This is a genomic window from Thermostichus sp. MS-CIW-40, from assembly GCF_054058315.1.
Genome location: NZ_JBSSAC010000007.1, coordinates 47,743 through 73,698, shown reverse-complemented (window position 1 = coordinate 73,698; position 25,956 = coordinate 47,743). Strand labels below are relative to the sequence as shown.

Here is a 25,956-nt window from a genome sequence, read left to right as displayed (position 1 = left end):
AGATGATGCTCGTTTTCCAAATTGCTTTGTTGGTGTTGGTGCTTTACAGCTTGCTCTTGGTGGTGGCGGTGCCAGTGCTCTACAGCTCAGCCAGCGACTGGAGCCGGGCCAAGAATGTGATTTTGGTGGGATCCCTGCTCTGGGTGCTGATGGTGATCGGGGTGGGGGTGCTGAGTTTCCTCAAGTGAAGCCGTAGAAGGGCGAGGGCCAATCCACCGAAGGTCACCTTGTGGTCGCAATCAGCGTTGCGTGGGAGCTGCACCGTGGGTGTGGCGGCCCAAAGTTTTTGTCTGGGATCCTGGACGAACTACGCACTTCCGCACCTCGATAAGCCTTAAGCTCTCTCGGTAGAGGGGATCCCATCCCCTACAATGGACGGCGAGGCGTCGGCCTTGCTTGCCATCGGTCAGGCTGTCTACAGGCCGCGCTAGTGAGCTTTGAAGGTGCTGAGGTGTTTCAACCAGCGGAGGTTTGGGTGTTGAGAGCAGTGATGAGAGCAGTGAAATGTTCGCAGGAACTTGGCCTTGCCCGGCGAGGCATGAGGCTGGCCTTGGCGGTTCTGGTGATGGGGAGCCTGGGATCCCTGATGGTGCCCCATTCTGCAGAGGCGCAGTCGGGTTTGGTGATCACCGGCAGTGAAGGGGTACCTGTCCTCAGCTATCGGCTCGATTTTGGAGGGGTTCGCAGTCGTTTGGATCGCTATCGCCTGACCATTCCCCCCCAGAATGTGGCGGTGGCAGAAGTGCAGATCAACGGGGACAGGAATTTCGATGGCCGCATCGATCCGGAAAGTGTCCGCCTGGAGGTAGAAGGCCGGCCTGTAGAGCTGGATCAAGTGTACTGGAACGAGGAGTTTCGCTCTCTAGAGGTGGTGGCCCGTCAACCCATTGCTGCCGGTCAGGAGATCCGTCTGGTGCTCTCCAACGTGCGCAACCCTTCATCTGCCGGTATCTACCGTGTGGAGGCGCGGGTACGGGGTACGGAACCCAACCCCCTCTTCCGGAATGTGGGCAACTGGCTGATTACCATTGAAGACCCAGAGCGGATTGGCTTCTGATCTATTGACCCGATGATCTGACCTACTGTTGATCTTTGCGGCGATCCTATAGGCACAGCCCTTTTGCGGGTCTGGGACAGCGACACCCAAGTTCCCGGCCAGTTGGGGTGGGATCCCTCTGCAAGTGTTTGTTCGCCGTGGTATGGGCTGCTGGAAAAAGCCGGAGTTCTGAGTTTTTCTAAGAATGGGGATTGTGCAAATCCGGCAAGTTTGGGTGGGGGAGTGTTTACCTTGTTGCTTGCTGACACTTGGTATCCCGATTGGTGGCAGGCTCTAATTTTGGGCATGGTGCAAGGGATCACCGAATTTCTGCCCATTAGCAGCACGGCCCATCTGCGGGTGTTTCCGGCTTTGGTGGGGTGGCCGGATGCGGGCGCTTCTTTTACGGCGGTGATCCAGTTGGGCAGTTTGGGGGCGGTGCTGATCTACTTTGCCTCTGACCTGCGCCAGTTGATCCTCGGCTCTTGGAAGGCTTGGCGAGAACGAGATTTCCAGCAGGAGCCTTGGCGGCTGTCGGTCGGGATCCTGGTGGGAACAGTGCCAATTGTGGTTGCCGGCTGGGCCATCAAGGCCATTTGGGGATCCCCGCCCCGCCAGTTGTGGGTGATCGCCACTGCAGCCATTGGCTTGGCTTTGTTGTTGGGCTGGGCAGAGCAAACGGGCAAACGCCAGCGAGACCTTCACAGCTTAGGCATTTGGGATGGGATCTGGGTAGGGCTGGCCCAAGCTTTGTCCCTGATCCCTGGGGTGTCGCGCTCCGGCTCGACGCTGACGGCAGGGCTGTTTCTCCATTTGCAGCGCTCGGCTGCCGCTCGCTACTCCTTCTTGCTGGGGATCCCGGCTTTATTTTTGGCTGGGGTACTGGAGTTTGTCTCGGATTTTGAGGTGGAGGCTTTGCTGCCGCAAGGGTTGGGCACTCTCTCTGCTTTTGTTTTTTCTTATCTCTCTATCGATTGGCTGATTAAGTTTTTGCAGCGCAGCAGCACTTGGCTGTTCATCTTTTATCGGATTGGCTTTGGCTTGTTTATTATCTTGGGTTTAGCGCTGGGGTTCCTAAGACCCTAATCAAGCTCAGTCAACTACAATCCACGGGGATCCCTGAGGTGGTCACTCCTTTCTGGCTGCTTTTCCCACTGAGAAGATTGGCAAAATGGGATCCCTGCCTGAGGAGGTGGAGGCTCAGATTCGGTCTTTATCGGTGGAGCGCTTGGAAGAGCTGGGTCTAGCCTTGCTGGAGTTCCAGTCGTTGATTGACCTCACCACCTGGCTTGATGGATTCAGCCATTAAAGGTTCTCCCCTTCAAAAAAGGGCTCCGTATCATACGCTGACGAATCTAAAGATTGAGCCCGTGTGTTGCAGCGCACTTGCACTTTGTTGAAGCAGATGTTAGTTTCTGCTTGAGCATCAGGCTGCAAATCCAGTCTTGCTCTTGTCGGGTGATGAACGGTAGATCCTCCTGAGAGAGTTCCTTCTAGGGATCCCTGCCCTAATTTTGTGTTGCTTGTAGCTCCAATAGAAGGATTGCCGGATCCCTGTGGGGGTCACTTGTGCCACTTGAACTGCTAGAACCAAGGCGATTATGAACGGCCTCAGGATACTGCTTATGTTGATGCTCTCTTCTGTGTTGGTGTTGCTGTGTGGGTGCAGTGGCGGGGGAGGTTCTTCTCTGGCGAATTTGCCAGGAGTCGTGCAGCCCACTATTGTGGCTTCGGCTTCTCCCACTCCGGGATCCCCAAGTTCTACGGGCAATCCATCCGGATCCCCTGCTGATCCAGCAAATCCGGTCGAAACAGAGGGATCCCCTACGGATAATCCCACAGCTTCTGAGGAGGGATCCCCAGGGGGTAATCCATCCGGATCCCCTGCTGAAGACAGTGGTGGCTCGGGTGGTACACCCCCACCCCCAGGTTCTGCCCCCAGTGCAGAAGAAGAGCCCAATCCTGATCCCACTACTGGATTTGTGCCAGAAAATCCGGGTGAGGATCCCTCTCCAGATATGATCCCGGTCGATGAACTGGATAGATTGTTTCCGAATTTGCCACCGGATCCAGGGGAGGCGGGCAAGCAAACTTTGGAGGGGATTGATGCCGATGGAGATGGCGTGCGTGATGATGTGCAGCGCTGGATTTACCGCCGGTATCCCAATGATGAGCTGAAGCGGAAGGCCATGCTGCGATACGCCAAAGCTTTACAGGCAAGCATCGTGAATGTTGACAGGGATAGTCGAGACCAGGTGCGTGCAAGAGTGCTTGATGGTTTCCGAGCAGAGCGATGTGCAAGATTGGCATTCGGCGGAGTTGATCAATTTGATCTCATTGATGAGGTTGCTGAGGCAGTAAGGGAAGTGCAATTTCAAATGCTTAACACCCAGGAAAGAGTTATTGCAGATTTAACTGTTGATGCCAAGTTCTCTGGACAAGTCGTTGGCGCAGAAGAATGGACATGTACTGACCCAATTCGCTAGATTAGTGAGGATAAATGGATGTTCGGTCGAAATACTGTTCGTCTTGTTGTTTTATTGTGCTGTTGCCTGTCTGTACTGATTCTCAAGTCTTGCTCATTACCGAACAAATCAACTATCTACTCAGTCGTTTCTCCCAACCTAGGTTTCAATACTACTGAATCTATTCTTAAGTCTAGAATCTATTATATTAACGGGTTAGCAACTGCAAAAGATGACGCAGAAGGAAATCTTGATAGGATCATTGCTGCCATTGGAGGAAATGAAGAGAATGTATTGATCCGACTCAAAGACAACATTGGGTTCGAGCAAGACATCGCAAACTATCGGCTTGCTTACAACATGGCTTTGGGAGGAATAACTGCGTCTGGAAATGTAACTCAAGCAGCAGACAACCCAACCTTTCAAATCGTTGCATCCATTGCACTCAAGATTCGGGAAGCACTGCCAGAACTGTCAGACCCTCAAGCGTGGCAATATGCTCGTGTTCTTCTAAAAGCCCCAAATGCAAATGATATTCTAAGGCCACTATTGCAAAGGTTTAATGTCCAAGAAACTCTAATTAATCTTCTTGGTCAAACAATTCGGGATAGAATTGCCGACCAACATCTGGATATGATTCGAAGAAATACTATAGCTTCTCTCTACGACAATTTCATTTGGCCAGCCTTGGATGATGTCAGAGATGGTTATCATGTCTTAACTATCTCTAATTCTCAGGGAACAATATTTGTCGATGCTGCCAAGCGGACAATTGCAAATGCAACCTCTCAGAAGATTGCAGGTTGTTTCTTTGGTGGGGTTCAAGTTGCCCACATGATGGGATCCACAATCTCTAGCCTCAATGACATTCCTCTGTATGTCACCTTTGATGAAGATAGAGTGGTCAATTTGGTTAGAGAGGTTGCTCGAGCCTCTGGTGGAATCTCTGATGCTCAGGGTAATCCAGTCTTAGTCCAGATCTTTACTTGAACCTTTGGACTGGAATGTTAGGCTTGTGCCTCCTCTTGGCCCTGATGCTCTACCTCTTGACGGTCATAGATTTGACAACTTTTACCTCAATCGGAACTTCGAGGCTCGCCGGAAAATATTCCAAATGCTGGGGGATGCAGCAGAAACTCTCAATCCCACAAGCAATCAGTGCTTAGACCTTGAGATTGAGGAAATGGAATTCATTCCTCCTGCAACCTCTACAGGGCAAGCCAACTTGAAACTGAAAGTCCGCTTGCGGGATGCCCGCGGTCGAGTTGTAGAAGATGTCTCCGGCAAACGACCTCCCGTGCAGATCACCTTCCCTAGCATCACCAATGGTGAGCTTGACCCCGCAGAAGGGGAAACGGATGAAAAAGGCGAGTTCACCACCCAAACCACCATCCTCAACCTGGACAGGCCCATCCAGGGAGAACGGGTCTACATGCAAGTTGATGCGCGGGCCGAATACCAAATTAAGGATGCACAAGGTCGGCCCATCGGGGATCCCCTTGTTGCCACAGACAGCAAACAGTTGAACTACACAGGCGGTTCTGGTTCCGGCTCTAGTGGCTCAGGGGGTTCTGGTGGCTCAGGCGGGGGATATTGTCCTCCGGGGGCCAATTGCGATCCGGATCCCTCCCAGGCGGATCCTGATGCCGGCAAAGCAGATGGGGTAGGGGATCCGCATTTGTACACCCTGGACCGGTTGCGCTACGACTTCCACGGGGTAGGAGAATATATCCTGAGCCAGAGTGTCGTACCCGAACTGGACTTTCAACTGCAAGCGCGCTTCCGCCCCTTCGGCAGCAGCACTGTCGCCAGCATGACTCGTGCCATCGCCACCCAAATGGGATCCCATCGTGTTGCCATCTACACCACCCCTGCCCCGGAACTGAGAATAGATGGCCAACTCACCGACTTACCCCCCGGTGGCTACCTGCTCCTCGCCTTAGCCGAACGCCCGCCCCAAGACCCAGAAGACGAAGACTCTGCATGGGAAACCCCCGACCCCAACTGTACCCCCGGCGGCTGCTACGGCTACGAACTCTTCCGTGGCCATCAGGGTGAGTACATCCTCAACTGGCCAGAAGGAGAAACACTCACCGTTCAACCCTACTTCCCCAACTCTGCAGCCTTTGCTCACCTGAGTTTTACCTTGGAGCTACCCCCCCAATACTTGGGACGAGTACGCGGCCTGTTGGGCAACTACGACTACAACCCCAGCAATGACCTGCAAAGCCGCAGTGGACAGTTGGTCTCTGAGACTGACTTTAGCGGGCTTTACCAAACCTTTGGGGAGAGTTGGCGGGTTAGTCCTGCTGAGTCTTTGTTTGACTATGGCCCCGGAGAGAGCAGCGAGAGCCTCAGTAACCGGTCTTTTCCCAGTGGTTTTGCTGTGATTAGCCCAGCTCAACGGATTGGAGCAGAGCGCATCTGTCGGGATTCTGGGATCCAGTTGCACCCAAGATTTAGTTGGGAAGATTGCATCTTTGATGTTGCCATTATGGGGGGAGAGGCGGTGGCCGGGTATGGGGGCACTTATCGCGCCACTGAGGCGGATGGCTATACCTTCACTCCCTTGGCCAGTGTCGGGCGAGTCAGAGACCTGGTGAAAGCTGGCTCCGATTATTGGGTACTGGAAGAAGTCTGTAATCAATTTTCATTCAATACATGTGGGGATAGGAGGGAGAGAGTGAGTCGTATCACCCCTTTTGGAGGGGTAATTCCAGTGCTGGAGGCAGAACAAAATGAATGGCCAGGTTACTCAGAAGAGTTCAGAAGGATTGGTGCTTTTGAAGATGGGGTGATGCTGCTGAAAGGTATCCAGGTCTTTGATGCAGGGGTTGGAACCCAGAGACTTGGGGTTTTGAACACAGTGAATGCCCAGGGTCAAGTCTCGACGTTTGCGGATAATCTCTCGTTTGGGGCCTTTGGAGGAGGAACTGCAGAATACTTTTCCAATTTGGTGCAGATGGGGAATAGCCTGGTTTTCACCCGGTATAGCTTCCCGGCGATTGTGGCTCGGCAAGGTCGGGATTGGCTGCGTTCCAATACGTTTCAGGAGTTGCTGCAGATGGATGCTACGGGGCAAACCACTCAGGTGATGGATTTGAGTGCTTTTTTCTCGCCTGGGTTTTCGCTTATCTCGGATGACTCCAGAACCAAGCTCGTCAGGCAGGGACAGGAGTATTATTTTCTGGCCAATAACCAAGGGGATCCAAGTATTCTCAAGGCCAATCCCAGTCAGGGGCTAGCGGTGGTGTTGGATGGGCGGGTGATACGAGAACAAAATGGTGGAGATTCTGTACCCATCCGGGATATTGACCTACAAGGAGCCAACTTAGTGGCTTTGTTGGGGCAGAGTCGTCTTTTGGAAGATGCAGAAGGGTCTTGGCGCAGTGGGTTGGCACGGGTGTCCCCTCAGGGATCCCTGAGTCCGATTTTCCGGATCCCGCAGGATTTTAGCTTGCAGCCGGAGAAGATAGTGGTGGAGGATGCGGGCTTTGGTTTGGTGGCCTGTCCAAGGCTTTCGAGTAACCAGCCAGAATTCTATTCCTGTGCCCTTTACCGGGTGACCCCTAGTGGAGGGTAGGAGCAAGCAGGAAGGCTTGGGCTATGACTTAGAGTATTTATTCACCCGCCTGCGACACGGTATGGACAACTTGCTCCTGTTGAAGAGCTTGCAGCACCTGGGGCAAATGCTCCGCCAGCCGTGCCGGATCCACTCCCGTTAGGCCGCGTTCCCGTGCCAGATGGACAGCCGCCTGAGCATGCCACCACACCCCTGCACAGGCGCAACTGAGCAAGGCGGGAGCGTCCAAAGGTTGATCGGCTTGAGCTCTTCTTCGCGCCACTAGGCCCCCGATCAAACCGGTCAAGACATCGCCGCTGCCACCGCGGGCCAAAGCCGGTGTGCTTTCCGGGTTCACCCAGCATTCCCCAGTGGGAGAGGCGATCACCGTCCGCGCCCCCTTCAAAACCACCACTGCTCCACTCTGGGCTGCCGCCCTTTGGGCTGCCTCGATGCGATCCCCAAGCGGGATCCCCGGAAAAAGCCGCCGAAATTCCCCCAGGTGGGGGGTGAGAATGGCTTGGATCCCTTTTTCTCGTAAGCGCTCTACCCCCATCTCAGCGAGAGCATTGAGGCCATCCGCATCGATCACCCAGGGGATCCCGGCCCAATCCCGCAGCAGGAGTTCCAGCAGCGGTAAGCGGGTTTCTCCCAAGCCCGGCCCCACGGCCACCGCCTGAAAGGGTTTCAAGGACTTCGTCCCGCTGTCGCGATCGGCAACCGGCGGCAGAGAAGGGATCCCTTCCCAGGCATGAACCAAAACCTCTGGCAAGGCGCTGTGGATCAGTCCTTTCAACTCCGCCGGCGCCGCCATCGTCACCATGCCCACCCCGCTGGCGCGGGATCCCAGCCCCGCCAACACCGCTGCTCCAGCATAGGCCGCCGAGCCTGCCACCAACAACAGGGATCCCTGGCGGTATTTGTGGGTATCCAAAGGGGGATCCGCGGGAAAGTGCTGCCAAGGCCGCAGCAACAACCGGGGAACCTCCACCTCTGGGTAGGCCCAAGCGGGGATCCCAAAATCAACGCGATGTAACCGTCCTACCCAAGGCAGAGCCGCTTCCTGCCACAGCCCCCGTTTCCAAAGGCCAAGGGTATAGGTATGGCTGGCGCGAATGCAGCAGCCCCAGACTTCCCCGGTTTGGTCGTTGAGGCCAGACGGCAAATCCAGGCTAAGGATGGGGATCCCACTGCCATTGGCCCACCCCACCGCCCCCGCCCAAGGCTCCCCCAAAGGCCGGTTCAGACCGATCCCAAACAGGGCATCAATTAACAAATCGCAATCGGCCAGCTCTTCAAGACTCTCCACAAACTCTGCCCCCAGCGCCTTGAGATAGCGGGCGTGGTCTGCCGTCAGGGGTTTGAGATCCGGCTTGCCCAGCCACACCTTCACCGACTTTTGGGCCAGCCATAGCTCCCGCCCAACCACCAACCCATCGCCACCGTTGTGCCCTGTCCCACAGAGGATCCCAATGCGATGGGCTTGCGGAAAATCCTTCTGCAACTGAGCAACAACGGCCAGCCCCACCTTCTCCATCAGAGCGGCAACGGGCATGCCGGCAGAGAAGATCTGCTCCTCAATGCGCTGCATCTGTGCGGAACTGACCAGGCTGATGGCCGGATCGAACTGGCAACGAGAACCCATATCGCTACGCAACGCTGTTGCAACCGGCGGCATTGCTGGGGGGAGATGGCTCATGGCTAAGTTGCGCTAATCGAGCTTAGCTCTATCACATTCCCGTCGGGATCCCGGACGAACACTGCCGCTCGCCCGGAAGCGCTCGGTTGCACCTCATACCCTTCCTGCCGCAGGCGAGCCTTCACCGCTTCCAAGTCATCTACCCCCAGCGCCACATGGGGATTACGCCCCCACTTTGAGGATCCCGTTCCGCTTCGCTGCCGTGGATCCATCGGCTCCTCGGCCACGATTAAATGAATTTGGGAGGAACCCACTTGATACCAAGCGCCGGGAAAGTCAAACGGCAACCGTTCCACCTTGGGGATCCCAAGCACCGTTCCGTAAAAATGTTCGGCTCTGGCCAGATCGCTTACCCAAAGGGCGGTGTGCAGGTGATGATAGGTTGGCTTTTGGGGGGCAGTCATTGTCTTGTTGGGAAATCTTGACCGTGGGGCTTTGCAAGGCCGACGCGAACATCAATATTTTCTCCGAACGGCAAGCCAAACCCGTAAGCTAAGGTGGAGCTAGCGCACCCGCGACAACCGTATCTTTGTTTTCGCACAGGGGTTGGCCCATGGGATCCCGCACCAAGTTTTTCGGCACGGTCTTGGCCATGTTGGCCGTGAACAGCATCTACATGCAGTTGCAGCAGCTTTCTCTGCAGTTGGAAGAAAGGGATCCCGCCCCCTCTGAGCAGTCTTCTCCAGAGCCTCAAAGCAGCAAGGGCTCCGTCCCGCCAACGCGAACGGAACGGCTGGATCCCTGGCACCGTGTTGCCCAAGTCTTACAGGGTCTGTGGCCCGGCGATGCGAGCTTGAAAGGACTCCGTTCCGCCAACGCGAACGGGATCCTGTCGCGAGAGTCCACGTCCCCCCTGGAGCCTTGAGTGCCAAGCTGAGAGGGGATATGACGCTTTGCAAAGGGGATCAAACCCCGTACCATAGAGGAGCAGGTTTCTTTGACATTCCTGATACCCACCATGGTGCAGCCGTCAGCAACCTCTGGGCAGAAGCCGATTGTGATCGCCCCTTCCATCCTTTCAGCCGATTTCAGCCGGTTGGGGGAGGAAGTACGGGCAGTGGATGAGGCGGGGGCCGACTGGATCCATGTGGATGTGATGGATGGCCGCTTTGTGCCCAATATCACCATCGGCCCGTTGGTGGTGGAAGCGCTGCGCCCGGTGACGGCTAAGCCCCTGGACGTCCACCTGATGATCGTGGAGCCGGAGAACTATGTGGCGGATTTTGCCAAAGCAGGGGCCGATATCATTTCCGTGCACGCAGAGTCCAGCTCCACCATCCACCTGCATCGCACCCTCAGCCAAATCAAGGATCTGGGCAAGCAAGCGGGCGTGGTGCTCAATCCGGCCAGCCCCCTGGAGCTGATCCAATACGTGCTGGAGCTGGTGGATCTGGTGCTGATCATGAGCGTCAACCCCGGCTTTGGCGGCCAGAGCTTTATTCCAGCAGTGGTGCCCAAAATTCGCCAGTTACGGGCCATGTGTGATGAGCGCGGCCTGGATCCCTGGATCGAGGTGGATGGTGGCTTGAAGGGAAGCAACGCTTGGCAGGTGATCGAGGCAGGAGCCAATGCCATTGTGGCCGGTTCGGCAGTGTTCAAGGCCAAAGACTATGCAGAAGCCATTCGCAGCATTCGCAACAGCCGCCGTCCCGAGCTGGTGACAGTTTAAGGTGACAGTTCATTTTGAAGGAAACTGCTCCCTTACTGAAATCCGGCTTGACCCCAGCGCTGCGCTGAGCCAACTCCTCACGTGCCTTTAGCGCAAAGCAGCAGCCCCTTTCTGGGCAGCGTAAGGCCCCGTCCCGCTGTTGACGGCAGTTGTGCCCAGGCAATGGGGAGGCCCATCGACGGAGGGGGGGATGATCGGCTGGGGCAAAGTGGGGCTGAGAAAAGTCTGACAAAAAGGCACGCGGTTGCGCCGAATATCGGCAAGGTAGGGGGGAGGAATGGTGCCCAGATAGGCGCCCAGCACCTGCTGCTCGGGATCCTCTGGCAGTATTTGGTAATGCAACATCAGGCGATTATCGGGAAACCAGGCGCGGATAAGCCTTTGCAGGGCCTTCAAGTTGAAGCCCGGCTCTTCAGGGTTGCGAATCAGGTGCATTCCCGCCAGGCGCCCGCCGACAAAATAGGCTTGCACATAAAACCCACGGGCATAGATGGGGGGCTCCAAGGAGTTCTGAGATGAAGGGGAATCGGGCAGGTAAAGGGCTTCACCCCCAGGACGCAGTTGCCAGCGGCTCCAGCGGGGATCCTCCCGATCGCTAGAAATGGTCTCCCAATTGTTGGCGCGGGCGTAGCTCAAGAAGCGCTCCTCGACCATGCCCAGATAGAGCATTTCCATTTGCAAGGGCAGCCGAGCCCGGGTTTGCAGCAGGGGCAGAGTGCGCACTTCTCCCTGCTTGAGCACCAAGGTTTCCCCCAGCGCCGGGCAAGGTTCCCACGCCAACAAAACTGTCAGGATCCCTGCCCCAACCGCCCGGCCAAGACAGCTAAGACCACGTCTTGCCGAAGCAAGCAGCAGAGGGGTGAGCATCTGTATCTGTAGAGGTAGCCTGAGCTGTGGGCAACTGCCGCCCAACCCAGTAGAAGCAGGGACGTAAGATGAGATCACCGAGAACCCCGAAAAGCCAGAAAAAAGGTGAAGCTAGAGTGCTCTGCACCGCTGACGCGATGGAAGCTCTATTGTAGCCAAAGAGCCAAAGCCTCTTGAAAATTTTAACCTGTTGCCTTGTGTGAATTTTCTTGCAGATCCTGAATGTCTCGAAACTAAGGTACTCCGCGCCGCTGACGCGAACGAAATGAGTGCAACTCTCGAGAACGGCATTCCCGCTGCAGCAGCTTCTGACCGGACAGAATGGCCGGGATTGATCGTCATTGCCGGCCCCACGGCCACCGGGAAATCTCGACAGGCACTGCTTTTGGCCCAACGGCTGGGATCCCCGTTGTTGAATGCGGACTCTCGCCAGGTCTACCGCGAGTTCGACATCGGCACAGCCAAGCCTACCCCTGCTGAGCGGGCTCTCTGGCCCCACGAGCTGATTGACTTTGTGGATCCCCGCCACACCTACACGGTGGCCGAGTTTCAGCAGGCGGCCCAAGCCCGCATCGCCGAGGCCCATCGGCAGGGACAGACGCCCATCCTGGTGGGGGGCACCGGTCTCTACATCCAGTCGGTAACCTCCGGCCTGGGGATCCCTGCGGTACCTCCGCAGCCCCAACTGAGAACACAACTGGAAACTTGGCCCCCTGAGATCCGCTACGCCTGGCTGCAGCAGTTGGATCCCGTTGCCGCCCAGCACATTCATCCCCATGACGCGGTGCGCACGCTGCGGGCTTTGGAGATCGTTTACGCCACTGGGAAGCCGGCTTCCAGCCTAAGGCGGGCTCATCCCCCCCATTACCCCATCTTGATCCTGGGGCTGCGCTGCCCAATGCCCCGTTTGGAACAACGCATTGCCCGGCGCACGGCGGAGATGATGGAGCGGGGGTGGATCGAGGAGGTGAAAACCCTGCGGGAGCGCTACGGGCCAGACTTACCCCTCTTGCAGACCTTGGGCTATGCGGAGATCGGCGCTTACCTGGAGGGGCGGATCCCGGAAGCCGAGCTGCAGCCCCTGATTGTGCGGCGCACCCGCCAATTTGCCAAGCGGCAGATGACCTGGTTCCGGGCCCTGCCAGGGATCCAGTGGCTGGACTGCGAAGCTGAGGATTTGCCGGAGCAGATCTGGAAGCAGGTCAAGGCTTGGATGGCAGCTCCGACCACTGTTGAAACCAGTCCCGCCGCCGCTGAGCATCGGCTTTTCGATCCGTAAGGATCTCCAACACCCGCACCCCTTGGGCAGGTAAGGGATCCAGAGCTTCGGCCAGCTCCTGCCAGCTTTCCACTCGGCGATGGGGAATGTGGTGGGCCTGACAGAGCAGGGCAAAATCCACCGCCTGGGGAGTAGCAAAGTAGGGCTCAAAGGGCGGATCTGGCCCTTGACGGCCCACTTCAGCAATGGGCAGCAGCTCGAAAATCCCACCCCCCTGGTTGTTGATGAGGAGAATGGTCAGGGATCCCTGCAGGTGAGGGCCAAGCCGCAGGCCGCCGCAGTCGTGCAAAAAGGCCAGATCCCCGGTTAGCAACACCGTCGGGCGCTGCCGGTGGGCCACCCCGAAGGCGGTAGAGAGAAGGCCATCGATGCCGTTGGTGCCGCGGTTGAAGTAGGGCCGGATGCGGCGGTCGTTGGGGGGCCAAAACCACTCCACATCCCGCACCGGCGTGCTGTTGGCAATAAACAGCGGAGTCTCTGGGGGCAAGTGGTGGGCCAGCCACCAGGCTATCCTACCCTCAAACCACTCCGGCAGGTCAGCCATAGCCTGGTCTAAGGCGGTCCGGATTTGCGCTTCGGCTGTCAGCCAGCCCTGCAGAAAAGTTGTTTGCTTGGCCGGTGCTTCTGGGATCCCGGCGACCCACTCCTCTACGGCGAAAGGCAAGTGGGTGGTGGGGTTGTGCAGGGGATCCCCATTCTCAGGGCGGGGATCCAACCGCCAAACGCGGGGAGCAACCTTGGCCAGGGTTTGCCGCAGCGCTTTGCTGGTGGGCAGGGATCCCAGTTGGATGACTTGCTGCGGCCAAAGCTGGGGATCATCCCGCTGCAGGATGAGGTCGTAGGTGGTGATGAGATAGGGGTTGAGGGAAGCGTAGTTCCGCAGGGGAGAAAGCCCCTCCGCCAGCACCGGCCAGCCCAAAGCCGTCGCCAAACGGGCCACTGCCTCCACATAGCGCTGGGGATCCAGCGGTTGAGCCGGCCCCGCCAAGATCACCCCCCGCTCACAGCTGCGCCACTCCTGCCAAAAAGAAACCGTCTCCGTCTGAAAAGGGCTCCGCACCGCCTGCAAGGAAGAGCCGGTGCATGGAGGAGCAACCCCACGAAAAAAGGTCTTCTCAAACTCCGGATCTTCCTGCAAATGAATCAAAGGCGCAGTGCTGCCGTCAGCAATGGGAGCCAAGGGATCCCGGAAAGGCACATTTAAATGCACCGGGCCGGGAAAAGGGTAAAGGGTGCGCTCCCAGGCGTGAACCAGGGTCTGGCGCAAGTAGGCCAGGGCTTCTGGATCCGCGCTGGGCAGGGCCAACTCCGCCTGCCAGTTGGGGTAATGGCCGTAGAGCTTCACCTGGTCAATCGCTTGGCCGGCGCGGCAGTGGCGCAGCTCCGGGGGCCGATCCGCTGTCAAAACCAAAAGCGGCCAGCCACTTTCTGCCGCCTCAAGGAGAGCCGGGAAAAAGTGGGCGGCAGCACTGCCGGAAGTACACACCAAGGGAATGGGCCGCCGGGTTTGCTGGGCCAATCCCAGCGCAAAAAAGGCTGCCGACCGCTCATCCAGCACCGGGATCGCCTCGATGTCGGGGTGCTGGGCCAGGGCGTAGGTCAGGGGGGCTGAGCGGGATCCCGGAGACACCACCGCTAAACGGCAACCCAGCCGACTCAAGGTTTCGGCCAATAGGGATCCCCAGAGGGTGTTGAGGTTGCGCCAGTCCAGCCGCCTTGGCAGGACAAAGTTTTCAGCAGTCACATTTCAGCAGTCAGAGTGGAGACAAGGTGTTGAGATCGAATCGGGATCCCGGCGGCAAAAAGTGAATGCGGGCATTGTGCAGCCGAAAATACTCATCCGCTGCCGCCTCCTGAACAGTCGAGTACAGTTGCGTCCCGTCCACAATCGTCACCGTCCCCAAGCCGATCACCTCCATCACATCGTCGGCCTGGATCACCACCGCCGTATTCTCGTCAATGCCGATGCCCAGACATTGGGGGTAGTGGGCCACCGCCGTGACCAGCCGCACCAGGCGATTGCGCTGATGGAAATGTTGATCGATGATGACGCGAGGCAAAAGGCCCAAGCCCGTCTTCACCGTTACAATTGCCGGCGTGGGCGGTTCTCCGCTGTAGCCGCGGGAGATCATCTGCTGCCCCAACGCAGAAGCTCCGGCGCTGGTTCCGGCAATTACCGTCTGCCCCCGCTGCCACTGCTGTCGAATGGCCTCCATCAGCTCGCTGTGGGCCAGCACCTCCGCCAGCCGCTCCTGATCCCCACCCGTAAAGTAGATGCCGGTGGAGAAGCGGATTTTCTCAACGTTATCGGGATCCCTCGCCTCCATCGGGCTGCGGATATCTAGAACTTGGAGGCTGGCCGCCCCCATCTGCTGAAAAATGTTGGCGTAGATCTCCCCCAGCACCGCCGGGATCCCAGAAGCCGCGGGCACGATGGTGATGTGGGCAGACTTTCCCCCCGCTCGGCGGAAGAACTCCCAAAGGATGTGGCGCTCATTTTCCTTGTCCTCTGCTCCCCCGACGGCGATGATGTCGGAACGGGCGGTGATGGGATCCTTCACAGTAGGGCGGCTTAGGGGTTGGGCGTCGTTTGTCGGCGTGGAAGGAACTCCATTCCACTCCAGCTCACGGTGGGCGGCAGAAACATCAGGCAAATGGGGCATGGAGCGCGAGGAAGATTAAAATGGGCACATTTCACTTTCACTATGCTACGGCTTGGGATTCGGTTTGGCGCAGCTCAATTCCAGATTTCACGGAAGAGTCAGGGGTTGGTTAGGGGTCTCAAAAGGGGGAATAATGTTCATAAGAACACCCCTCGTCTCGTCCTTCGGTTCACCCAGCAGGAGCATCCATGGCCAGAAAACCTGACGGATATCTTGTCCACATCATGCTGGAAGGTGGACAAACCATGCAGGTACGGGTCAAAGAAGCCAGAGAATACACCGAGCTGATCAACAACCTCATGGTGGGCGGCGAAGAGTTCATCACCTTGCCCAAGCAAATGGACAATGAGTACATGATCGTGCGTCCTCAACGGGTGTCCGCTGTATCGGTGGAGGCGATCTACGCTTCCAGCGTTGGCATCGACCTATGAAATTGGGGATCCCTTGCCCAAAGAACGGAATAGCTGGGGATCCCAATACAAAACCCCCGCCACCAGAGCAGGGGCTGCCAGAGGGCTAGACCCTGAAGGGCCTAGAATCCATGGCGTTGGTAGGTCACCCTTGTGGAGGCAAGATCACCTTGTCGATCACGTGGATGACACCGTTGGAAGCTTCAATGTCGGCTGTTACCACATTGGCATCGTTGACCTTGACACCATCAGCCAAAGAGATTTCCACAGGGGATCCCTCGACCGTAACCACTTCCCCAGCTTCCAAAGAGGTGGAGAGAACTTTGCCGGGCACCACGTGGTAGGTGAGGATTTGGATCAATCGCTCACGGTTTTCCGGCAAGAGCAACTCCTCCAAAGTGCCTTCCGGCAGAGCTGCAAAAGCCTCATCGGTGGGAGCAAAGACGGTGAAGGGGCCTTCCCCAGAAAGCACTTCCACCAAGTCGGCAGCCTCCAAAGCTTGGATCAGGGTGGTGAAAGAGCCGGCCTCAGCAGCAACATCCACAATGGTTCTACTAGCAGCAGCGGTTTTCACGCTTTCAGAAGTCGCGCCCTGGCTGCTGGCATTGACCATAGGGGCTGCAACCAACGTGGTGGCCGAGGCAACGGCCAAAGAGAGAGTAAAGAGATTGCGAATCATATGCTGTAACCCTTCGTAAAGATTAGGTTTACATTCCTTAAAGACGTAGGGGAGCCTGTTCGAGTTCCTAAAAATCAAAAAAATCTTGGAAAAAGATACTCTCAACGTGCGAAACGTAATCTACGCAAGGATTTTGGGATTATGCTCCACTGCTTTTAGATTTGCAACAACAACTCCGGTACGTTTGCCAGCCAACCACAACGACCTGAAAAGGGATCCTTTCAAGCCGAGAAATCTATTACATTTATTTACATTTTCATTGCAAGAGCCGGCACACTAAGAACCGGCAGCTTTGCTGTGCCGGGCAAAGGGGGTGAAGAGGCATTCAACAACTGCAGCTATTCTTCTTCGGGCTCGAAGTCTTCGTCGTAGTCGTCCCCGATCAAATCGTCGATATCATCGATATCTTCTTCCAAAGCCATCTCAGGGACTTCAATAGGCTGCTCGATCAACCGGCCTTCCTGGCGCAACCAATCGAGAATGGAAAGGCTGCTGGGGGAGGGCACCACCGTTGGCGGCTGATCGCGGGGTTCTTCGCGCAGAGAGGGATTGTGGTAGTACATGCCGTACAGAAGGCAGCTATCGACGAGGAATGAGCCCGGCTTGGGCTAAGCCCCTCTCAACAGAGGGACGCGGGCTTTTCATCAGCCGTTTCTTAGCTTAGCCTATGCCTGCCACTCCTGCAAAAAGCGGTGCAGCACCCGCTCCAGTTCAACAGCCCGCGCTGCCTTGAACAGCAGCCGATCCCCGGCTTGCACCTGATGCAGCAAGACTTCCAGCAGTTCGGATACCTCCTCGCAGCGTTCTGTCTGGGCTGCCGGTTTTTGGTCGAGCAGCGGTTGCATTTCTCCTTCGGGATCCAAGAGCAAGACCCGATCCAGCCCCAGAGGGGCAGCCGCCCGACCCACCTCTGCATAGAGCTGAGGCGCATGCTCTCCCAACTCCCGCATCGGGCCGAGAATGGCCCAGCGCCGTTTCCCCGGGGTTTGAGCCAATAGGTGCAGAGCCGCAATCATCGCTTCCGGCGAGGCATTGTAGGTTTCATCCCAGATTTCCACATCTCCCGCCAGCTTGAGATGGCGGTTGCGCCCCTCCAGATGGGTGGGCAAGGCGATGGGTTCTCGGAGCCGCTCCCAATCCAGCCCCAAGCTGCACAGAGCAGCCAGCACTCCCATCCAGTTGAGGGCATGGTGTCTTCCCGGCAAGGGCACCGGCAGCGTTAGGCCCTCCACAGTTACCGTTTGGGCTTGGGGATCCCATTCTCCCCGTAAGTCCCCCCGATCCAGACCATAGGTAAGGGTTTGTCCCGACCACAGGCTGGCGGCGGTAGACAACAGCAAGGGATCTTCTCCATTCAGCAGAGCCACCCCCTGCCCTAGCTCCTGCAGCAGCTCGCACTTGGCAGCGGCAATGGCCGCGCGGGATCCCAGTCTGCCGATGTGGGCGGTGCCAATATGGGTGATCAAGGCGTGGGTGGGCTGAGCCATCTGAGCCAGGCGGCGAATTTCTCCGGGGCCTCGCATGGCCATTTCCAGAACCACAAACTGATGCTCCGGTTGCATCTGGAGCAGTGTTTGAGCAACCCCGATGTCGTTGTTGTGGTTGGCTTCAGTTTTGAGAACTGTGCCGTAGCGGGATAGGGCAGCCGCCAACATTTCCTTGGTGGTGGTTTTGCCTGCTGAGCCCGTGATGGCCAGTATGGGGGGGGGAAACTGCTCCCGCCAGCCTCTGGCAATGCGCTGGTAGGCAGCTAGGGTATCTGAGACTTGAAAATGGGGCCCAGCCACCGGACGCTGGCTGATGACGGCAACGGCCCCCCTTGCCAAAGCTTGTGGAATAAAGTTGTGTCCATCAAACCGTTCCCCCCGCAGCGCCACAAAGACTGACCCCGGCTGCAATTGGCGGCTGTCGGTGCAAATGGCTTGGACGGGAAGACCCAACAAATGGGGATCCCCCTGCAGGGGAGTTTGCAGCAGGTCGGCCACAGTTCGTAAGGTCAGCATCGGGCAGAAACTCCAATTCGCCTACAGCCTCTTCGTCTATGGTCATTTCAGACCCGATTGAGACATTTCCCAAGCGCTCCCCCTCACCCCCAGCCCCTCTCCCAGGGGGAGAGGGGAGTTGGGGATAGCTGTACAGCTTTTTTCAGCGTTGTTTACCACAGCCAGTGTCAATCAATCTCTTGCGTGGGAAGGCTCCCGCTTGGCTACGGAACTCCCATGAAGTCGAAAAAAGCTGTAAACCCAGTTCCTGGGCAACGCCAATACACGACTGGGTATAGGAAGTTGTCAGCTGGGTTGCAGCGTTTCGATCCCAGTCGGGAGGGCGATGATTGCCTCTTTGGCCATGCCGATGAACAGGCCATGTTCCACAACCCCCACCGTCCCCTTGAGTTGATCGGCGATCTTGGCAGGATCCGCCATGGGGCCGAATTGGCAGTCGAGGATGTAGTGCTGCTCGTCCGTCAAGTAGGGATCCCCGTTGGCATTCCGCCGTAAGGTGGCTGTGCACCCCAGAGCCTCTACCCGCGCCAAGGTGGTTTTCCAGCCAAAGCGCACCACCTCTACCGGCACCGGGAAGCGAATGCCCAACTGCGGGACTTTTTTAGAGGCATCGGCGATGATGATCAGCTCGGCGGCGCTGGCCTCCACCAATTTTTCCCGCAACAGGGCCCCTCCTGCCCCTTTGATCAGGTTCAGGGATCCCACTTCAATCTCGTCGGCCCCATCGATGGCCAGATCCAGGCGCGGCTGCTCTTCTAGGGTAGCCAGCGGGATCCCCAGGGAGCGGGCCTGTTCAGCCGTGCGCTCGGAGGTGGGCACACCGAGGATCTGCAGACCCTCGCTTTGCATCCGCTCTGCTAGGGCGCTGACAGCAAAGGCGGCTGTGGATCCCGTGCCCAGCCCCACCACCATTCCCGACTGCACCTTTTGAACTGCAGCCCGGGCTGCCGCCTGTTTCAGCTCATCTAAAGACTCGGTCCCGCTGCCGCCAAGGGTAGTCATTCCCAGCTCCTCTCCCGTGGATGAAGATCCTACCAAAGTGCTTTGCACCGCTACCGCCCGCTCCAGCTAAAACCCTCCGGCGCTGCCACCACCCGACCGAAGAGATCATAGGGCTCGGCGTGGGTGATCTGCACCGGCACCAGGGATCCCAGGGATCCCTGCCCCTGCACATACACCACTCCATCCACCTCGGGGGCAAAGCGAGGGGAGCGGCCAATCCACTCGCCGGTTCTGGGGTTTTCCTGCTCCAAAAGTACAGGTACCACTCGGCCCACCTGCTCGCGGTTGCGGCGGAAGGCAATGCCTTGCTGCAGTTGCATTAGACGGGCGCGGCGCTCTTGTTTGACAGCCTCTGGAACCTGATGGGGGAGGTGGTAGGCAGGGGTGCCCTCTTCGGGAGAAAAGGTAAACACCCCCACATGGTCAAACTGATGGCGCTGGACAAAGTCTAGTAGATGCTGGAAGTGCTCCTCCGTCTCCCCAGGAAAGCCGACGATAAAGCTGGTGCGCAGCACGGCATTGGGCAACGCCTGGCGCAGCCGCTCGATCACCCGGTCGTTGACCTGCCCTTGCCAGGGGCGATTCATGGCCTTGAGGATCTCAGGATGGCTGTGCTGTAAAGGCAGATCCAGGTAAGGCAGGAAATTGGCGGTCTCTTGAATGGCCTCCACCACAGCGGGGGTAATGCCCGTGGGGTAGGCGTAGAGCATGCGGATCCAGGGAATGGGGATCTGGCCCAGGGCGCGGATAAGCTCAGCCAAGCACGGCTCCCCGTAGAGGTCGATCCCGTAGTGGGTGGTGATCTGGGAAATTAAAATCAGCTCCTGCACCCCCTCTTCGGCCAGTTGTTCTGCTTCCCGTAGGATCGACTCGATGGAGCGAGAGCGTTGGTCGCCCCGCAAGTGGGGGATGATGCAGAAAGAGCAGCGGTAGTTACAGCCCTCGGCTACCCGTAGGTAGGCCACAGGCGCATGGGTGGTGCGATAGCGAGGTACGGTCTCGTCGGCAATGTAATCCAAGCTGGAAGTAACGGCATTGACCCGCTCTCCCCGCTCCGCCCGCTCGATCACCTGGACGATCTGGTGGTAGTCGCCGGTACCCACGATAGCCACCGCCTCCGGGATCTCCTGCAGCAGCTCCTCTTGGAAGTGTTGCGCCAAGCAGCCGGCAATAACGATTTTCTTGCCCTGTACTGCCAACTCCATCAGGGTGCTGACCGACTCCCGCCGCGCTGCTTCAATGAAGCTACAGGTATTGACGATCACATAGTCAGCACTCTCTTCGTCCCCATCCACCCGGTAGCCTGCTTGAGCCAGCAAGCCCAGCATGTGCTCGGTGTCCACCCGGTTTTTCTCGCAGCCCAGGTGTAAAACGGCAACCGACGCCTTTGTACGCTGCACCGCTGTTCGCGTAAGCGGGACGGAGTCCTTAACGGATGGGAAACTGGAGACGGTCGCTTCTAACCCATTCATGGACTGAGCATCAAAAAGGGGGCAGCTTGCCAGAGGCTTATCTATTCTAGTTGAGGGCCGCATCAGCGTTGCGGAGCAATAGAGCCGTAGCCACGGCCAACGCGGTGGCCGCCCAACTGTAGGGATCCCCGCCAGCCGCCGTCGGAAACAGAGGCGCTTGTCCATAGCCCCGCAGGCGCAAAGCCTGATAAACCCTCTGCGAGCGCTCGTAGCTGCGCACCAACAGGGTGCCCACCGAAGCGGCCAGAAAGGGCAGATCTTGTCTTAGAGACGGTCCAGGACGCCACAGGGATCCCCGCGGTCGCCAACCCCTCAGCCGGGCTGCCCGTTGCATCTGCTGCCACTGAGCGGCCACCTCCTGCAAATAGCGCTGGGTGAGCCAGGCCAGTTCCAGCAGGAGGTCTGGGATCCCCAGTTGCCGCAACGCTGCCAACAGTTCCGATGTGGGGGTGGTCTCCAGCAGCAGCATCGTGAGGGCAAATAGGGCCAGCCCTCTCCCCCCAATGCGAAGCGCCATCTGCAGCCCCTCCCAACGCAGAGCCAGGGATCCCCAGCGCCACAGGATGGTTTCCCCCGCCCAGAAGGGTAGGATCCCCATCAACCCTGCCACCAACAGCCCTGGGGCTGCCAGCCGCCTCAGCCCGAGGCTCCAAGGCAATCCCGACAGGCTCCACAGTCCAGCCACCAGCGCCCAGATGAGCGGCAAGAGGGCCAGGCACCTCACCGAGGCGAAAGCCGCCATCAGCGCCATCAGGCCCAGCACCTTGGGCAGAGGTTGCCACCGGTGCAGCCAGGAAAGGGGTTTGGAGGGGTGAGGATGGGATTGTTGACCGCGCCAGCAGCAAGGGATCCCTGAGCCGGCTTCATCTCTTGCCATACTCTCCCAGCAGCGCCGGTTGTACCCGCTGCAAAAACAGCACCACCCAACTGGCGAACAACCCCTCCACCACCATCAGGGGGATGTGGGCCACCACCAAGCTCCCAAGAGCCAGGCGACCGGCTTCTGTGGAGAGGATCCCGCTGCCAGCGTCAACCACAGCAGCCATGACCACCCCGTAAAACAACAGCACTGCTAGACCCACCCCAACCGCTCCCGCCAAGAAGGCAGACACTCCGGCCCCCATCACCCGACGGCCTGCCCGAAAAATCCCACTGGCCAGGAGCGCCGGGATCCCCATAATGGCGGCGTTGATGCCCAATGTGGTCAGGCCCCCATGGCCAAAGGCCACCGCCTGAAAAAACAAGCCCACTACAATCGCCGGATAGGCCAAAGCCCCCAACATCAGACCCATCAACCCGTTCAGCACCAGATGCAGGCTGGCCGGGGGAAAGGGCAGGTGAATCGAAGAGGCCACAAAAAAGACAGCCGTGAGCAAAGCCGCTTTGGGCAACTGATGGCGGGGATCCCGTTCCCACCAAGGACATTGCTCGGCAACGCCGGCGCGACGGAGAAGCCGCAAGCTGTAGCTGGTGATCAGGGCGGTGATGCCATAACCCCCTAGCCAAAGCGGTGCTGGCAAAATGCCATCGCTGATGTGCATGGTCAGTCCTACTCCAGAGCAGAGGAGCCAGCCTGGGAGCCTGAGATTCCTGACCCTGGAGATCCCGAAACCGGTGGGCTCTCCACCGCTGCGTAACCAGATTGACGGGGCCTGGAGAAGAAGAGAGCTGTGCCCAGACAGCCCCAAATGACACAGGCGGCCATAACCCCCCGCTGCAAAGGCCCAAAGGGTGGGGAAGCGCTGGGGATCCCTTCTGTCTGAGGGAACTCCTCGCCCACCGGCACGTTGACCAACACCCCATGCCCCAGCTGGCGAATCCGCACCTGCCAGAGGCCCGTCAGGTTGGGATCCGGCTGCAGCAAAAATCGTCCCTGTGCATCCGTCTGTCCCTCCTGCCAAGGGGTAGTGGGATCCGTTGGCGCAAACACCGTTACCTGCGCAGAACGCATCGGTTCGCCAGAATCGTAGCGGGCCTGGATCTCAAAAGCGGGAACTGCCCGCCAAGAGGCCTCCACCCCGTGGCCCCAAGCGGGAGCAGACAGGAGCAGGCCGAAAGCCAGCAAGCTCAACCGTGCTCCGCATCGCTGACGCGACGCCGCAATCAGGCTCAGTCGGCAGGAAGGGATCCAAAGTTTTGGCCAGACTCGGTTCATTGGTTAGCTGAGGACAGACGACAATCTCTACGCTCTGCAGGCGACCGGTCTTAGAAAAGCCAAGACTTCAGGGCGAAGACTCTGTCTGGGCAGGGCCAGAGGCAGCGCGGCAGTGGCCTTCCCCCACATGGCCCAAGTGGTGCAGGATCTCCAATGCGGCCTTAGCCGCAGGGGATCCCTCCTGCAGATCCCCCCAGTCCACTTCCAGAAGGTCGGATCCCCCCCCAGTGCTCCGCGCCGCTGACGCGGCCAGCCGCTGCTCCAGGGAGACAGGATCCAACTTCACCAAAGGGGCAAACCCCAGAGCTGCTTGATTGAGGCTGTCGTTGGGGGGCAAGCTTCCATCTCCAAACAGGTGGTCGAAATGGAAGGTGACCTCCAGATCTGCCACCTGGCCGACGCGCACAAAGCCTTTGCGCTCCTCCCCCACATACTCTCCGCAGGTGAAGGCCACCTCAGGGCTGAACTTGAGCACAAACGGCATCTCCCCAGCCCCTTCCTTTGTCGGTCGGGCTTGGCCTTCGATCCAGAGGGAATAGCCCTTTGCCGGCCCCTCCAGTGCTGGCACCAGCCGCCACCCCAGGGCGTTGTAGTGGCCAGGGGGTGCCTCTAGGGATCCCAGTAAGGCCCGCTCCGCCGGGGGAGCCGTGATCAAATCAACCGTGATGGGGCCGGAGAGGCTGACCAATGCCCGTGCCAGCAAATCTGCATTTCCTTCCGGATCAAAGGGCGGATCGGTTTGGTAGGCGGTTATGTCCGCCAGCGTCACGTACACGTGCTCAAAGCTCAGTTCCCAGCCGTCTTTGGAGACAAACCCCTCCCGAATGAAGTCCTCGCCGTTGGCCCAAAACTCCAGAGTACCCATCTCTGCCTTTGCTTGGGCTAGGGGTGCTTCCTGCCTGACCTTTTCCGCTCCAGCGTTAGAAGCCGGTCGGCAGGCGCCTAGAGAGAAGGCCAACCCAAGGGCCAGAAAGGGTAAAGCTAACCCCTTGCCCCAGGGATCCCTTGTTGAAGCACCAAGCCGAAATGGAGTGTGTTTCACCAGTTCCCCTGCCAAGGACTCGGTCCCGATGACGCAAACGGCACTGCTCTACCGAAACACAGGCTTCCCTGGTGTTACAATCCCCCACCAGGGCATCTGTAGGGCTATGCCTATGGCAAGGGCTACTCCTGCGCCAGATTCCCCGCCCGCACCCAACCTTCCTGCCCATTCTGACGGCGGATGCGCTGCCAACGACCATCTTCGCTGAGGCCCAGCACCGTCACCACCTCGTTCATGGGCACACCGCCAATGTAGGTTCCCTCCCGCTCTGGAGTGGCCCGCAGCGCCAGGCCAATGGGCTCGATCACCCGTCCCCGCTCACCTGGGGAAACCACTGCTGCCGTGGGGGGTCGAGTCGGCAAAGGAGTTGATTCAGGGTTGGGTTCAACCGTGGGAGCTGTAGAAGTTGAAGCTGAAGCACCATCCACAGGGCCCAAATTGCCGGCGCGCACCCAGCCCTCTTGTCCGTTCAACTCCCGCCGCACCCGTTGCCAACGACCATCGGCGCTGTACTCCAACACCGTCACCGTTTCCCCCACCACAATTCCCCCTTGGTAGGCTCCATCGGCAGAAGGTTGGCTGCGGATGGCCAGGCCAATGGGCTCGATCACCCGCCCGCGGCTGCCGGGGGGAAATCCCTCAGGGTCAACAGTGCCTGCAGCAGGGCCAGGCAAGGGAGAGGGAAAACTTGCCGGGCTGGGCAAGGGATCCAAGCGCACCGCCTGCGGAAATTGAGGCGGGGCAGGGGGGGCCAACATGGGGGCGACGAGCTGCCACAACTGCCAAGCCAAGGCGGCCAGAGCCCCAACCGAGACACTCACCACCACCAAGGTGCTCAAGGGAAAACTGCCAGAAGCAGGAGAAGAACGGCCTCGCATCGGGTAGTTAGCCATCCGAAATACCTTCCCGCAATGCTGCAGGCAAGAATCCGCAGAGAAGATGGGATCCCCGTCAAAACCGGGGATTTACGAAAGCCAGAGCACGACTGCTGCGCAACGCTGACGTGATTGCATCCCAATGTATCGTGTTCCGCAGCGCTCTTGCTAGGCCTGTGCAGAGGAATCGCAACGCTGACGGGGCGACGCGACCCCAGAGGGCAAGGGCGTCGGAGATTAGCTTCTACTTATTGGTGTTGGTGAACTTATTCTGCCAGTCGGTCGTCAAAATCTCTCGGCCAAATACCCATCCTGCCAGAAGGAGGGGCAATGCCAAGCCCAGAAAGCCAAAAAGACTGACCACCTGAGCCACTTGCCGCTGGGCTTGTTTTCTCCTGGGATCCGGGATGTTGTTAGCAGCCAGCACCACTTTAGAACAAAAAGCCACTACCACCGCCCCCACCGGCCCCAAAACCAAAGAGGGCCACAGCCAAGCCGCCACTTGCGAGAATGCGTAGGCTCCAGTGAATGGGATAATCACGAAACAAGCCAGCTCCAGGATCCCCCACGTGAAGAGGGCCAACCAGACATCTTTGCGGAAGACTTCATCGGGATTGGTGTACATAAGCCTCCGGGATAAACCGCCACCTGCCACACTAAAGCGAGACTTTGAGACAGGAACAGCAGCGTCACAGCTTCCAGATTAACTCCAGGTGCTAAGGATCTTGCTTGACGGATCCTCCTTACGCTACTTTTCCCCTTGGGCAACTCAGTAAGATAATGCCCAAGATTCTTGGATAAGCCTCCGTTGATTTACGCACAGGAGGGCGGCCTTGGCAAGGATAAACTCCCCGCGCGACCCCACACGTAAAGACTTGAAATAAGATTTAGGTGTTCAATAACTCATGAATCACCTGCGTTTGTTGCCCTTTCCAGCCGAGGTTGGGGTCAAGCTTGCCCTGTTGAGAGGGCTCTTTATTCACCCGCGAGCCGAGGGCCCATCGCCTCTGCACGATTGTTGCCCATGAGCTGCCGAAGGGATCCCCACACCCCAACGCCCTGCAACCTTGTCTCCTGC

27 protein-coding genes are annotated in these 25,956 nt (G+C 58.2%); 11 read left to right on the top strand and 16 right to left on the bottom strand.

Annotated features, from left to right (window positions below; genetic code table 11):
• Positions 1-2 precede the first annotated feature (2 nt).
• From psbZ to ACVWXF_RS04025, 7 genes are all read left to right on the top strand, one after another.
• On the top strand, positions 3-188 hold the full coding sequence (gene psbZ, locus ACVWXF_RS04055) for a photosystem II reaction center protein PsbZ (protein ID WP_011433643.1): 186 nt from the start codon (positions 3-5) through the stop codon (positions 186-188).
• A 350-nt stretch (positions 189-538) separates the two neighbouring features.
• Complete coding sequence (locus ACVWXF_RS04050) at positions 539-1,057, top strand: DUF2808 domain-containing protein (protein WP_414418090.1); 519 nt, start codon at positions 539-541, stop codon at positions 1,055-1,057.
• 231 nt (positions 1,058-1,288) lie between these two features.
• A complete protein-coding gene (locus ACVWXF_RS04045) occupies positions 1,289-2,122 on the top strand; it encodes an undecaprenyl-diphosphate phosphatase (RefSeq protein ID WP_457473699.1) in 834 nt (277 codons plus the stop codon).
• An 85-nt stretch (positions 2,123-2,207) separates the two neighbouring features.
• Positions 2,208-2,345 carry a DUF4351 domain-containing protein gene (locus ACVWXF_RS04040; RefSeq protein ID WP_414374584.1) on the top strand — a complete coding sequence of 46 codons (138 nt, stop codon included), beginning with the start codon at positions 2,208-2,210 and terminating at the stop codon, positions 2,343-2,345.
• Between the two features lie 709 nt (positions 2,346-3,054).
• Positions 3,055-3,522 (top strand): hypothetical protein, encoded by a 468-nt coding sequence (locus ACVWXF_RS04035; protein WP_457473698.1) that lies wholly within the window; start codon positions 3,055-3,057, stop codon positions 3,520-3,522.
• 18 nt (positions 3,523-3,540) lie between these two features.
• Positions 3,541-4,491, top strand: a complete 951-nt coding sequence (locus ACVWXF_RS04030; protein WP_457473697.1) for a hypothetical protein — start codon at positions 3,541-3,543, stop codon at positions 4,489-4,491.
• A 193-nt stretch (positions 4,492-4,684) separates the two neighbouring features.
• Complete coding sequence (locus ACVWXF_RS04025; RefSeq protein ID WP_457473696.1) at positions 4,685-7,084, top strand: VWD domain-containing protein; 2,400 nt, start codon at positions 4,685-4,687, stop codon at positions 7,082-7,084.
• A 37-nt stretch (positions 7,085-7,121) separates the two neighbouring features.
• Here ACVWXF_RS04025 and ACVWXF_RS04020 read toward each other — a convergent pair whose 3' ends face one another.
• The gene (locus tag ACVWXF_RS04020; RefSeq protein ID WP_457473695.1) at positions 7,122-8,762 is read right to left on the bottom strand and encodes an NAD(P)H-hydrate dehydratase; all 1,641 of its coding nucleotides are present in this window, start codon (positions 8,760-8,762) and stop codon (positions 7,122-7,124) included.
• A gap of 2 nt (positions 8,763-8,764) precedes the next feature.
• Positions 8,765-9,166, bottom strand: a complete 402-nt coding sequence (locus ACVWXF_RS04015) for a VOC family protein (RefSeq protein ID WP_414342431.1) — start codon at positions 9,164-9,166, stop codon at positions 8,765-8,767.
• Positions 9,167-9,315: 149 nt separating this feature from the next.
• Between ACVWXF_RS04015 and ACVWXF_RS04010 the strand changes: the two genes are divergently transcribed.
• Both ACVWXF_RS04010 and rpe read left to right on the top strand, forming a co-directional pair.
• The gene (locus ACVWXF_RS04010) at positions 9,316-9,627 is read left to right on the top strand and encodes a hypothetical protein (RefSeq protein WP_011433635.1); all 312 of its coding nucleotides are present in this window, start codon (positions 9,316-9,318) and stop codon (positions 9,625-9,627) included.
• Between the two features lie 93 nt (positions 9,628-9,720).
• Positions 9,721-10,431, top strand: coding sequence for a ribulose-phosphate 3-epimerase (gene rpe, locus ACVWXF_RS04005; RefSeq protein ID WP_414331302.1), 711 nt, complete (start codon positions 9,721-9,723; stop codon positions 10,429-10,431).
• Positions 10,432-10,518: 87 nt separating this feature from the next.
• Here rpe and ACVWXF_RS04000 read toward each other — a convergent pair whose 3' ends face one another.
• Positions 10,519-11,298: a hypothetical protein gene (locus tag ACVWXF_RS04000; RefSeq protein ID WP_457473694.1), complete on the bottom strand. Its 780-nt coding sequence runs from the start codon at positions 11,296-11,298 to the stop codon at positions 10,519-10,521.
• A gap of 265 nt (positions 11,299-11,563) precedes the next feature.
• Here ACVWXF_RS04000 and miaA point away from each other — a divergent pair, with 265 nt between their 5' ends.
• A complete protein-coding gene (gene miaA, locus ACVWXF_RS03995; RefSeq protein WP_457473693.1) occupies positions 11,564-12,577 on the top strand; it encodes a tRNA (adenosine(37)-N6)-dimethylallyltransferase MiaA in 1,014 nt (337 codons plus the stop codon).
• Here miaA and menD read toward each other — a convergent pair.
• Positions 12,501-14,321, bottom strand: coding sequence for a 2-succinyl-5-enolpyruvyl-6-hydroxy-3-cyclohexene-1-carboxylic-acid synthase (gene menD, locus ACVWXF_RS03990; protein ID WP_457473692.1), 1,821 nt, complete (start codon positions 14,319-14,321; stop codon positions 12,501-12,503). The two genes, miaA and menD, sit on opposite strands and share 77 nt — an antisense overlap.
• Positions 14,322-14,331: 10 nt before the next feature.
• Entirely contained in the window at positions 14,332-15,240 is a 909-nt protein-coding gene (locus ACVWXF_RS03985; protein WP_414342426.1) for a cyanophycinase, read from the bottom strand.
• A 188-nt stretch (positions 15,241-15,428) separates the two neighbouring features.
• On the opposite strand from ACVWXF_RS03985, the gene ACVWXF_RS03980 reads away from it, so the two are divergent.
• Positions 15,429-15,671, top strand: coding sequence for a hypothetical protein (locus tag ACVWXF_RS03980; RefSeq protein ID WP_414357385.1), 243 nt, complete (start codon positions 15,429-15,431; stop codon positions 15,669-15,671).
• A gap of 124 nt (positions 15,672-15,795) precedes the next feature.
• On the opposite strand, the gene ACVWXF_RS03975 is transcribed toward ACVWXF_RS03980, so the two are convergent.
• From ACVWXF_RS03975 to ACVWXF_RS03925, 11 genes are all read right to left on the bottom strand, one after another.
• Positions 15,796-16,329: a fasciclin domain-containing protein gene (locus tag ACVWXF_RS03975; protein ID WP_457398116.1), complete on the bottom strand. Its 534-nt coding sequence runs from the start codon at positions 16,327-16,329 to the stop codon at positions 15,796-15,798.
• Positions 16,330-16,667: 338 nt separating this feature from the next.
• Positions 16,668-16,892 (bottom strand): DUF3134 family protein, encoded by a 225-nt coding sequence (locus ACVWXF_RS03970; protein WP_457473691.1) that lies wholly within the window; start codon positions 16,890-16,892, stop codon positions 16,668-16,670.
• Positions 16,893-16,994: 102 nt separating this feature from the next.
• Positions 16,995-18,332: a UDP-N-acetylmuramoyl-tripeptide--D-alanyl-D-alanine ligase gene (locus tag ACVWXF_RS03965; RefSeq protein WP_457473690.1), complete on the bottom strand. Its 1,338-nt coding sequence runs from the start codon at positions 18,330-18,332 to the stop codon at positions 16,995-16,997.
• Positions 18,333-18,617: 285 nt separating this feature from the next.
• Entirely contained in the window at positions 18,618-19,334 is a 717-nt protein-coding gene (rpiA, locus tag ACVWXF_RS03960) for a ribose 5-phosphate isomerase A (protein WP_414342421.1), read from the bottom strand.
• Positions 19,335-19,384: 50 nt separating this feature from the next.
• Positions 19,385-20,869 carry a 30S ribosomal protein S12 methylthiotransferase RimO gene (rimO, locus tag ACVWXF_RS03955; protein ID WP_457473689.1) on the bottom strand — a complete coding sequence of 495 codons (1,485 nt, stop codon included), beginning with the start codon at positions 20,867-20,869 and terminating at the stop codon, positions 19,385-19,387.
• A complete protein-coding gene (gene cbiQ / locus ACVWXF_RS03950) occupies positions 20,853-21,683 on the bottom strand; it encodes a cobalt ECF transporter T component CbiQ (RefSeq protein ID WP_457473688.1) in 831 nt (276 codons plus the stop codon). The genes rimO and cbiQ overlap by 17 nt, the downstream gene beginning before the upstream one ends.
• On the bottom strand, positions 21,670-22,347 hold the full coding sequence (cbiM, locus tag ACVWXF_RS03945) for a cobalt transporter CbiM (RefSeq protein WP_457473687.1): 678 nt from the start codon (positions 22,345-22,347) through the stop codon (positions 21,670-21,672). The genes cbiQ and cbiM overlap by 14 nt, the downstream gene beginning before the upstream one ends.
• 8 nt (positions 22,348-22,355) lie before the next feature.
• Positions 22,356-22,877 (bottom strand): hypothetical protein, encoded by a 522-nt coding sequence (locus ACVWXF_RS03940; RefSeq protein ID WP_457473686.1) that lies wholly within the window; start codon positions 22,875-22,877, stop codon positions 22,356-22,358.
• A 151-nt stretch (positions 22,878-23,028) separates the two neighbouring features.
• On the bottom strand, positions 23,029-23,826 hold the full coding sequence (locus ACVWXF_RS03935) for a hypothetical protein (RefSeq protein ID WP_414374603.1): 798 nt from the start codon (positions 23,824-23,826) through the stop codon (positions 23,029-23,031).
• A gap of 299 nt (positions 23,827-24,125) precedes the next feature.
• The gene (locus tag ACVWXF_RS03930) at positions 24,126-24,896 is read right to left on the bottom strand and encodes an SH3 domain-containing protein (protein ID WP_457396141.1); all 771 of its coding nucleotides are present in this window, start codon (positions 24,894-24,896) and stop codon (positions 24,126-24,128) included.
• Between the two features lie 226 nt (positions 24,897-25,122).
• A complete protein-coding gene (locus ACVWXF_RS03925) occupies positions 25,123-25,503 on the bottom strand; it encodes a hypothetical protein (protein ID WP_011433618.1) in 381 nt (126 codons plus the stop codon).
• Between the last annotated feature and the right edge of the window lie 453 nt (positions 25,504-25,956).

What these genes read in the sequence shown, in the direction of transcription:
- psbZ (WP_011433643.1), top strand. Translation starts at nt 3, where the DNA reads ATGATGCTCGTTTTCCAAATTGCTTTGTTGGTGTTGGTGCTTTACAGC.
- ACVWXF_RS04050 (WP_414418090.1), top strand. Translation starts at nt 539, where the DNA reads ATGAGGCTGGCCTTGGCGGTTCTGGTGATGGGGAGCCTGGGATCCCTG.
- ACVWXF_RS04040 (WP_414374584.1), top strand. Translation starts at nt 2,208, where the DNA reads ATGGGATCCCTGCCTGAGGAGGTGGAGGCTCAGATTCGGTCTTTATCG.
- ACVWXF_RS04035 (WP_457473698.1), top strand. Translation starts at nt 3,055, where the DNA reads ATGATCCCGGTCGATGAACTGGATAGATTGTTTCCGAATTTGCCACCG.
- ACVWXF_RS04030 (WP_457473697.1), top strand. Translation starts at nt 3,541, where the DNA reads ATGTTCGGTCGAAATACTGTTCGTCTTGTTGTTTTATTGTGCTGTTGC.
- ACVWXF_RS04025 (WP_457473696.1), top strand. Translation starts at nt 4,685, where the DNA reads ATGGAATTCATTCCTCCTGCAACCTCTACAGGGCAAGCCAACTTGAAA.
- ACVWXF_RS04020 (WP_457473695.1), bottom strand. Translation starts at nt 8,762, where the DNA reads ATGAGCCATCTCCCCCCAGCAATGCCGCCGGTTGCAACAGCGTTGCGT.
- ACVWXF_RS04015 (WP_414342431.1), bottom strand. Translation starts at nt 9,166, where the DNA reads ATGACTGCCCCCCAAAAGCCAACCTATCATCACCTGCACACCGCCCTT.
- ACVWXF_RS04010 (WP_011433635.1), top strand. Translation starts at nt 9,316, where the DNA reads ATGGGATCCCGCACCAAGTTTTTCGGCACGGTCTTGGCCATGTTGGCC.
- rpe (WP_414331302.1), top strand. Translation starts at nt 9,721, where the DNA reads ATGGTGCAGCCGTCAGCAACCTCTGGGCAGAAGCCGATTGTGATCGCC.
- ACVWXF_RS04000 (WP_457473694.1), bottom strand. Translation starts at nt 11,298, where the DNA reads ATGCTCACCCCTCTGCTGCTTGCTTCGGCAAGACGTGGTCTTAGCTGT.
- miaA (WP_457473693.1), top strand. Translation starts at nt 11,564, where the DNA reads ATGAGTGCAACTCTCGAGAACGGCATTCCCGCTGCAGCAGCTTCTGAC.
- ACVWXF_RS03985 (WP_414342426.1), bottom strand. Translation starts at nt 15,240, where the DNA reads ATGCCCCATTTGCCTGATGTTTCTGCCGCCCACCGTGAGCTGGAGTGG.
- ACVWXF_RS03980 (WP_414357385.1), top strand. Translation starts at nt 15,429, where the DNA reads ATGGCCAGAAAACCTGACGGATATCTTGTCCACATCATGCTGGAAGGT.
- ACVWXF_RS03975 (WP_457398116.1), bottom strand. Translation starts at nt 16,329, where the DNA reads ATGATTCGCAATCTCTTTACTCTCTCTTTGGCCGTTGCCTCGGCCACC.
- ACVWXF_RS03970 (WP_457473691.1), bottom strand. Translation starts at nt 16,892, where the DNA reads ATGTACTACCACAATCCCTCTCTGCGCGAAGAACCCCGCGATCAGCCG.
- ACVWXF_RS03965 (WP_457473690.1), bottom strand. Translation starts at nt 18,332, where the DNA reads ATGCTGACCTTACGAACTGTGGCCGACCTGCTGCAAACTCCCCTGCAG.
- rpiA (WP_414342421.1), bottom strand. Translation starts at nt 19,334, where the DNA reads ATGACTACCCTTGGCGGCAGCGGGACCGAGTCTTTAGATGAGCTGAAA.
- rimO (WP_457473689.1), bottom strand. Translation starts at nt 20,869, where the DNA reads ATGCGGCCCTCAACTAGAATAGATAAGCCTCTGGCAAGCTGCCCCCTT.
- cbiQ (WP_457473688.1), bottom strand. Translation starts at nt 21,683, where the DNA reads ATGGCAAGAGATGAAGCCGGCTCAGGGATCCCTTGCTGCTGGCGCGGT.
- cbiM (WP_457473687.1), bottom strand. Translation starts at nt 22,347, where the DNA reads ATGCACATCAGCGATGGCATTTTGCCAGCACCGCTTTGGCTAGGGGGT.
- ACVWXF_RS03935 (WP_414374603.1), bottom strand. Translation starts at nt 23,826, where the DNA reads ATGGGTACTCTGGAGTTTTGGGCCAACGGCGAGGACTTCATTCGGGAG.
- ACVWXF_RS03930 (WP_457396141.1), bottom strand. Translation starts at nt 24,896, where the DNA reads ATGGCTAACTACCCGATGCGAGGCCGTTCTTCTCCTGCTTCTGGCAGT.
- ACVWXF_RS03925 (WP_011433618.1), bottom strand. Translation starts at nt 25,503, where the DNA reads ATGTACACCAATCCCGATGAAGTCTTCCGCAAAGATGTCTGGTTGGCC.